Source organism: Candidatus Symbiopectobacterium sp. (assembly GCF_020054415.1).
In the GTDB taxonomy this organism is placed as follows: Bacteria; Pseudomonadota; Gammaproteobacteria; order Enterobacterales; family Enterobacteriaceae; genus Symbiopectobacterium.
The window spans coordinates 1-3,620 of sequence record NZ_JAHWCO010000025.1 but is presented as its reverse complement, the minus strand read 5'-3'; the positions used below and the strand labels follow the sequence as shown (position 1 = coordinate 3,620).

Genomic DNA, 3,620 nt, shown 5'->3' with positions numbered 1-3,620 from the left:
TTTGTGTTTGATAATGGGATTGTTAGTATGAAGCATGAGAGTTACCTCGCGTTTTGTTTAAGGATTAGGCACCCATATCAAAACCGGTAACTCTCAACCTTTCAAGGTCCAGTGTCAGATCTAGTCGCGACTAATACACCTCATACCAATGCTCGCCATCATGAGCGACGCGAAATCCAAATGATGACTGGTCAATATCGCCTCGTCGCATTGGCTCCAGCACCAAATCGCGGATTGTCTGGGTATCGGGTGCGGATATGTCGTACTGCAAACCACGCTCATCCACCGATAACGCCAGTGTTCCGGCCACCGTTCGACCAAGAATAAAATTGGCATCGTGATTAAATAGCGCTCTGACGTCATCATTAAGTACGCCATCGAATGCGCCGGGCTTTATTATCTCTCTAACACCCCATAGCGGTTCTGAGCGGCTATTGAACACGGAGCCATAGCCAATAATTCGCGTGGACTGGGTATCCTGCTGTTCCGTCCTTATTTCTCCTCTGTAACAGCGCGTTTCCCTGTCAAGCATCGGCAATTTCCTCTTTGATTTTTTCTTTTGTCTCTTCATCGGTCGTTAAAGGGATTGGGTTGGCGGCGTTAACGCTGACCAGCATTTCATCAAGTCCGTCAACCGGATTCATGTCTTCAAACGCACGTGCTTCGTTGCTGCTCATCCAGCCATCAGTAATGGCATAGTGATAAAATTGGGCGCGCTCTTGTGGCGTTCATCGCATCAAGCCAGCAAGGTTAAAGCGCACGTAAAAGCCTGCACGACGTTCGGCGCGGGTAAATAGACGCCGGTTAAGCTCCTGCTCCCAGTTGGCCACCCAAGTCATGATGCTATACCTGGCAAAGTGAATAGCTTGTGCGGTGATATTGCTGCAAGTCGCTTTTTCCAAATCGTTAATCATATGCGACGGCAAATTAAAAATACCGGCAATCATTGAACGATTAAGTTTCATCATGTCGATGATTTGCGCATCAACTTGCGATACTGTCAGTGCCTTGTAATCCAGGTCTGCCGGTAGAAGTAGCGTTTTATTTTCTTCGCGTCGCAATGTCGACATGGCATTGGCACACATCGCCTTTAATCGTTCCCAGCCTCCCTTCTGAAGTTCGCCTTTGACTGAAACGATTCCGGTAGGTCGAGCATTACCGGCAAAGAAACTGGCGGTATAGTGTTGTCCGCTCATGCCTATGCCAATGGTATCTGCGTGTTGCAAAATCGGACTTAACCCCATTTTCTGGTTATTGCCCAGTGCTTGAATGTGGATCATATCGTCCATCGACACCGCAAAATTGCCTTGTTCGTTGTAAACGCCGTAGGTATGGCATCCTCCCGTATTAATCAGCGTGGTTTCCCACGGCATACAGGCTTCCAGTGATAGCACATCGCCCCGACGAGAGCGCATCACGCGAGTGAAGCCATTGCCCCAGCCCAAAATATGCCGCTGGGATAATTCCTGCCACTTGTAGCTTGTTTGCCAAGTATTTGGCTCATCATGAACCAGATAGAACGCAGGATGATCGCGAGCAATATCGACGCCTTTATCCGTTTTTCTCATCACATGCAGCGGCATCTGTGCAATGTTTGACGCCAGCACGGTGATACAGGAGTAGACGGCGGCCAGTTTCAGCGAGGTTTCCGGACTAACGTAGGTGCCTGATCGGAATAACCCGTCTGCCTCTGCCATCTCGCCACTAATGCCTGTTTGGGGATTTTCCAGTGGTTCATGGCGGAAAATTGCATCAAGCAGCATTTCTCCTCCTCATGGCGGCTAATAGCGCCCACGCCAGCACGAGAGTGCCGGAAAACATCAGTGAACAGGGCAAGCCAAATTGCAGGTGCACCACCGCGGAGAGCAAGCCAAAACCGACCAGCCAGATAATGTCAATTATCAATTTTTTCATATCATTAGCAGATCTTCGGTCGTATCCAGCGTTTAGAGGAAGTCAGTTTAATTACCGCCATTGACAAGTAACCGGCTCATGGCACTAAACAACGCTGCCGGGCTGTCAATTTTGGCTTCGGGTGTCGATTTGTTAGGGAAAATGTTGTCATGTTTATCCGGCTTAACCGTAACGTTCGACATCATCCAGTTCATGACCGGGTGATTGCTTTGGTGAAAACGTTCACCGTAAACCAGCGCTTCAACCTCTCTCATCGCTTCAGAGAAATTTTTGACCGTTTGAGGGACTTCCACCATCGCTACACCATCATCACGCATCGCAATGCTGAATTGCAGGGCGCTCCACGGGTCAAAACCTGTCTCTCTCAGGTTTTCTCCATTAATCCATTCCAGAAGGTCGGCTTTGATTTGTGCATGGTCAATAACGTCGCCGTCAGTCAGTTCCAACTTGCCAAGCTCAGCACACTTGCGGTACATCTGCGCAGAGCACCGCTCTAGCATGCCCTCGGGTAACCAGAATTTAAAATACGCGTGCACATGACCATTATTTGCCCGCCAAAGTTTAACGGCGGCGCAAATATCGATTTTATGGGCCAGATCGACACCCACCCACATCGGGTAAGTCTTAAGTTCATGTTGCGGGGCAATGTATTCACATCTTTCCAACTTAATCATGTCCATCCCGGCAGATTCAGCGGTCACCCAGATATTCATGTGCTTGGTAAAAAAGTTGACGCGGGCGGATACCTGCTCTTTGGCTTTCTTGGCGAGTCTTCTCAGGTCGTCCCAGCGCTTGCAAATGCCCAGACCGGGATTGGCTTTCTGCCAGACTGTCTCATCAAAGGGATCGTCGTCTTTATCCAGGGTGCAGATAATGGCAAAAAATGTATCGTCCTTTAATGCACCCTCAACCGGGCTGCTATATCCGTGCAACACCTTGATGGCGTAATCACGCAGCTCGTAACAGATACCCTCTTTATTGAACCTCGCAGTGGTGATGCCAAACAGCAATGATTGCAAGCGGGCACCGGTTGCCGTCTCCAGAACGTCCCACACATCACGGGTTTTGTGCGTGTGCAACTCATCGACAATGCAGCAATGGATATTAAGCCCGTCAAGGTTATTGGCATCAGATGGGAGCGGCTCAAATTTCGATGCTGTTTGTTACTGATAAATGGCAAGTTTGTTGAATTCAAACAGCCTGCCGAGCGTCGCCTTGGCCTTTTTGTCCATGTTTTTCGCATCTTCAAACACAATGCGGGCCTGATCGCGCGTGGTGGCCGCTGAATAGACCTCGGCACCACCTTCGCTGTCAGCGCCAGTCATATACAAGCCGATACCGGATGATAGTGTTGATTTGGCGTTCTTACGCGCCACCTCGTTATAGGCGGTGCGGAAGCGGCGTACTATTACCGGGCGTCCGCTACCATCATTACGCAATACCACCTCGCCGGTTTGCTCATCCACCAACGGAATGACAAAGCCGAAGATATTGATCAGGATGAACACATGCCAGTCCATCAACTCGATAGGTTGACCGGCAAAGTTGCCCTTAACGTGTGGCACTAGGGGCTTTGTTGAATAAATAGAACTTTTGGGTAATCATCGGAGCAGATCACCACAGTTGTTTCAAAATCAGGTCTCCATGGCAAAACAAAATTTTAAAATCACCAACTGGCCCTCTTATAACAAGGCCCTCAAGCAGCG

1 protein-coding gene and 3 pseudogenes are annotated in these 3,620 nt (G+C 49.3%); all 4 read right to left on the bottom strand.

Annotated features, from left to right (window positions below; all coding sequences use genetic code 11):
* Positions 1–142: 142 nt before the first annotated feature.
* Positions 143–532, bottom strand: a pseudogene (locus QZ506_RS00800) (HK97 family phage prohead protease); the annotation flags it as partial.
* A pseudogene (locus QZ506_RS00795) lies at positions 525–1,763 on the bottom strand (phage portal protein). The pseudogenes QZ506_RS00795 and QZ506_RS00800, both read right to left, overlap by 8 nt.
* The gene (locus QZ506_RS00790; protein ID WP_291968373.1) at positions 1,753–1,914 is read right to left on the bottom strand and encodes a hypothetical protein; all 162 of its coding nucleotides are present in this window, start codon (positions 1,912–1,914) and stop codon (positions 1,753–1,755) included. Before QZ506_RS00790 ends, QZ506_RS00795 begins: the two are co-directional and overlap by 11 nt.
* 47 nt (positions 1,915–1,961) lie before the next feature.
* Positions 1,962–3,479: pseudogene (locus QZ506_RS00785) on the bottom strand (terminase large subunit); the annotation flags it as partial.
* Positions 3,480–3,620: the final 141 nt, after the last annotated feature.

Excerpts from the sequence above, each read along its gene's own strand:
- QZ506_RS00790 (WP_291968373.1), bottom strand. The coding sequence starts at position 1,914 with ATGAAAAAATTGATAATTGACATTATCTGGCTGGTCGGTTTTGGCTTG.